3 protein-coding genes are annotated in these 3,839 nt (G+C 62.6%); all 3 read right to left on the bottom strand.

The genetic code is table 11. The annotated features are described in order from the left end of the window. Positions 1 to 244 precede the first annotated feature (244 nt). Positions 245 to 1,465 carry a flagellar hook-associated protein FlgL gene (gene flgL, locus J8I87_RS43545; protein WP_209938802.1) on the bottom strand — a complete coding sequence of 407 codons (1,221 nt, stop codon included), beginning with the start codon at positions 1,463 to 1,465 and terminating at the stop codon, positions 245 to 247. Between the two features lie 14 nt (positions 1,466 to 1,479). Continuing rightward, positions 1,480 to 3,462, bottom strand: a complete 1,983-nt coding sequence (gene flgK, locus J8I87_RS43540; RefSeq protein WP_209938801.1) for a flagellar hook-associated protein FlgK — start codon at positions 3,460 to 3,462, stop codon at positions 1,480 to 1,482. 144 nt (positions 3,463 to 3,606) lie between these two features. Continuing rightward, positions 3,607 to 3,839, bottom strand: a 233-nt coding sequence (locus J8I87_RS43535; RefSeq protein ID WP_209938799.1) for a hypothetical protein, incomplete at its 5' end; no start/stop codon positions are given.

The raw sequence follows: 3,839 nt of genomic DNA, 5'->3' as shown, positions 1-3,839 counted from the left end.
AGTAAGTGCCGCCCCGCACAGGGGCAACGCCCGCGCCGCGAGGCGCATCGCGGATGCCAGCGAAAGCAGCAAAAAACAAACCGCATTCGCGGATGCCAGCGACAGCAGCAAAAAACAAACCGCATTCGCGGATGCCAGCGACAGCAGCAAAACAAACCTCATAGCGGCTGCAAGCAAAAGCAAAAGCAAAAGCAAAGGCAAAACCAAAACAAAACCAAAACCGGCGGGCCGAAAGGCCCCGCCATCAATTCCCGATGTAATCGAACAACGACAGCTTCTGAATCATCGAGAAACCCTGCTGCGCAGCCTGCAGCGAGAACTGCGTCATCGTGTACTTGCTGATGACCTGCGTCAGGTTCGTCGTCGTCAGATCGGCGAGGTTACTCTGCGTCTGCAGCGAGTTGGTCTGCGTGACGGCCTGCAGCGCCTCGATCTCCTGCTCACGGCCGCCCACCGAGGTCTGAATCGTCGTCACGTTGTTCAGCGTGTTGTGCATCTGGGTGAGCGCCGTACCCAGCGCGTTCGTCAAGTTTGCCTGGCCGCCCGAGCCCAAAACGGGCGTTTGCAGCGCGGCTATCACGCTGTCGAGGTTCGCGAACACGTCGGTACTCGACTGTACAGCGGGCATCACCGCAAAAGTGTCATTTAGGTTCGGTGTACCCGAGATTGTCACGCTCTGACCGCCGGCGCCGAGCAAAATCGCCTGGCCGGACGTATAAGCCCCCGCCGTGGGTGGCGTGCCAGCCGTAATGTCGGTGAGGTTGTACGTCGTCGGCGAAGTGAACTGGATCTGGTACTGATGCTGGTTCGTCGGGTCGGCCGGATTGATGACAGACACGTTGCCGATCGTGCCCGTGCCCGTATTGGCCGGGTTGCCGGTCGTCACGGGCGTGCTGCCCGCTGGCGAGATGCTCTGGAACACGGCGCGGCCCGTATCGCCGGTCGCAATGTCGCGCGTGCCCGACACCTGCACGTGCTGCACGCCGTTGTCGCCGTAATATTGCACAGCGCCGCTCGCGTTGATCGCGAACGGCGGTGTCGCTGCCTGATACCCAGCGTACAGATAGTTGCCCGAGCCATCGGTGCCGTTCGCAAGACCCATCAACTGATCGCGCAGCCCCTTCAGCTGCGTCGCGATCGCGCCCCGATCGCCGTTGTTGAGCGTGCCGTCGCCCGCGCGGACGAGCTGCGTATTGATCGAGGTCAGCACGTTGGCGATACTCGACAGCGAGCTGTCTTCCGACTGCAGTGAGGCCAGCGCCGTGTTCTGATTGTCCGAGTACTGCGACAGCGTCGCGCCCTGCATGCTGAGCTGCACGGCCTGCGCGGCGCCGACCGGGTTATCCGACGGCGTCGCGAGGCTCACGCCGCTCGACAGCTGCTGATACAGCTGCGCCAACGTGGCCTGCTGATCGTCCATCGTCTGGACGTTCATGCCGAAATATTGCGTGGTAGAAATGCGCATATGCGTTCAACGCCTCACTGGAAGATGCCGAGGATCGTCTGGAACAGCGTGGAGGCCGTCTGGATGACCTTGCTGTTCGCCTGATACAGCTGCTGGTACTGCAGCAGGTTCGCCGCTTCCTCGTTGATGTTCACGCCCGAGATCGACTGCTGGGCCGTCGTGATCTGCGTCACGAGCGCCGTCTGTGCCTTGCTCGACGTCTGGACCTGATTCGTCTGGTTGCCGATGTCGTTCACGTAGTTCGCATACGCGTTGGTCAGCGTGAGCGTGCCGCTGCCCATCGCCTTCGCGGTCACGAGATTCGAGATCAGCTGTGCGTTGCGGCCGTCCTTGCCACCCGCCGGGTTCGACGCGATCGTGAACGTGTCGCCGTTGGCCGGCGTGCCCGTGATCTGCAGCGAGACGTTATTGATCGTGGGGCCCGTTATCGTCAACGATGCGCCCGTGACAGGGTTGTACGGCACGTTGGGCGTCGCAGCCGTGATGTTGTAGGTGGCGGGAGGCGTGCCGGCGACTGTCACAGTCGAGCCGACCGGGAAGCCCGACAGCGTGCCTGTCCCCGAGTTGTACACAAGCGCCGTCGAGGGCGGCGGAGGCAGCGTATAGCCCGCCGTCACCGTGCCTTGCGTCACCGTGGCGGCGCCCGTATTCGCGTTGCCCGCCGTCACCAGCACGGGCGACGAAGCCGCGATGGCCGAGCCGTCGCTCGTCGTCAGCGCGAAGCCGTTCAGCGCGCCGCGCGTCGGCTCGACGGTGAACGAATCGCCAGGGTTCATCGTGCCCGACCCGCCCAGGGAAAAATTCATGCCGCCGATCGGCGCCGCCAGGTTGGGCGACTGGCCGACGACCTGGCCCGTTTCGCGATCGGTGAGCGTGTAGCTGGCGCCGTCGAACGACAGCGTGTAGTCGCCCGTCGTCGGCTGCGCGGGATTCGCGAACGACACGCCCAGCGTCGCGCCGCCCGTGTTGTTCGCGTTCGCGTAGATGGTCGGATTGCCGACCGTGAAAAGCGCGCCGCCCTTGTTGCCATTCAGGTCGATACCGAGCGCGTTCTGCGCGTTCACCTGCGACGCAAAGCTGGTCGCGATCGCGCCGAGTTGCGCTTCGGCGGGATCGAGTGTCTGGCTGCGGAACGTCATCAGCCCACCGATCTGCCCTCCCAGCGCGGCGCTATCGGGCAGGATTTGCGGCGTCGTCGTCCCGGCCTGGCTGGCGAGACCAGCGAAGGCAACGGCGGTTTCCGTCGGGTCAGACGGCGAAGTGACCGTCGTGAGATTGAAGCTCTTGTCGGCAACGACGAGCGGCTGGCCGTTGCCCATGAACACGCTGTATCCCGTGCTGCCTTGCACGACCTGCACGCCGACCAGCTGCGACAGGTTCGATATGGCGAGGTCGCGCTGGTCGAGCAGTTGATTCGGCGGCTGGCCTTGCGCGCTCAGCGCCTGGATCTGCGAATTCAGTTGCGCGATCTGGGCGCTGTAGCCGTTGATCTGCTTGACGGTATCGCCGATCTGCGTATTGACGCTCGCGCGCAGCTGGTCGTACTGCTCGCCTGCTGCGTTGATCTGGTCCGCCAACGATTGCGCGCTGCTGATGGCGCTTTGGCGCATCGCCGGATTCGACGCATCGTTTGCGACGTTCTGCAGGCTCGTGAAGTAGCCGGTGATCGCGCTCGAAATGCCCGTGGTCGGATTGCCGACCATGTTGTTGAGCTGCGCGATCAGGTTGTAGTACGTGTTGAGCGAGCCTGATTGCGACTGTGCGTTGTTCAGTTCCGTGGTCAGGTACTGGCTGTACTGGCGCTGGACGGTCGTCGTCGACACACCGCTGCCGAGATAGCCCGAGCCCGTGTACTGCCCACTCGATTCCGCATAGACAGGACGCTCGACGGAATAGCCTGGCGTCGCCTGGTTGCTGATGTTCTGACCCGTCGTCGTCAGCCCCCACTGGGCTGCGTTGAGTCCACTTAGGCCGATGCTAAAAAGGTTGCTGGACATGCGTCATCCTGAAGGGGCGGAGCATGTCGCACCGCCGGGTTGACTGAACACTTTGTATATCGGCTTCGCGGCGGGAAGATTGAGGGCGGGAATGGGATTTTCTGTCTGCGAGCGCTATTTGTTTTGCGTGCGTTTGCTTAGCTTTTATTTGCGCGTGTTTCCGAGAATGCGGTTTGTTTTGGCGCTATCGCGGGCGGCTTGTTTTGCCGCTGTCGCTGCGGTGTGCTTTGCCACTATCGCTGGCATCCGCGATGCGATTTGTTTTGCCACTATCGCTGGCATCCGCGTTAGCGCCTCGCAGCGCAGGTGTTGCCCCTGTGCGGGGCGGCACCTACTTTCTTTGCCGCGGCAAAGAAAGTAGGCAAAGAAAGCCGCTC

The sequence above is a fragment of the Paraburkholderia sp. LEh10 genome (assembly GCF_017814945.1).
Taxonomy (GTDB): Bacteria; Pseudomonadota; Gammaproteobacteria; order Burkholderiales; family Burkholderiaceae; genus Paraburkholderia.
Note: the sequence above shows the minus strand (reverse complement) of the source record. Positions and strands in the feature narration are given on the sequence as shown.

What these genes read in the sequence shown, in the direction of transcription:
- flgL (WP_209938802.1), bottom strand. Translation starts at nt 1,465, where the DNA reads ATGCGCATTTCTACCACGCAATATTTCGGCATGAACGTCCAGACGATG.
- flgK (WP_209938801.1), bottom strand. Translation starts at nt 3,462, where the DNA reads ATGTCCAGCAACCTTTTTAGCATCGGCCTAAGTGGACTCAACGCAGCC.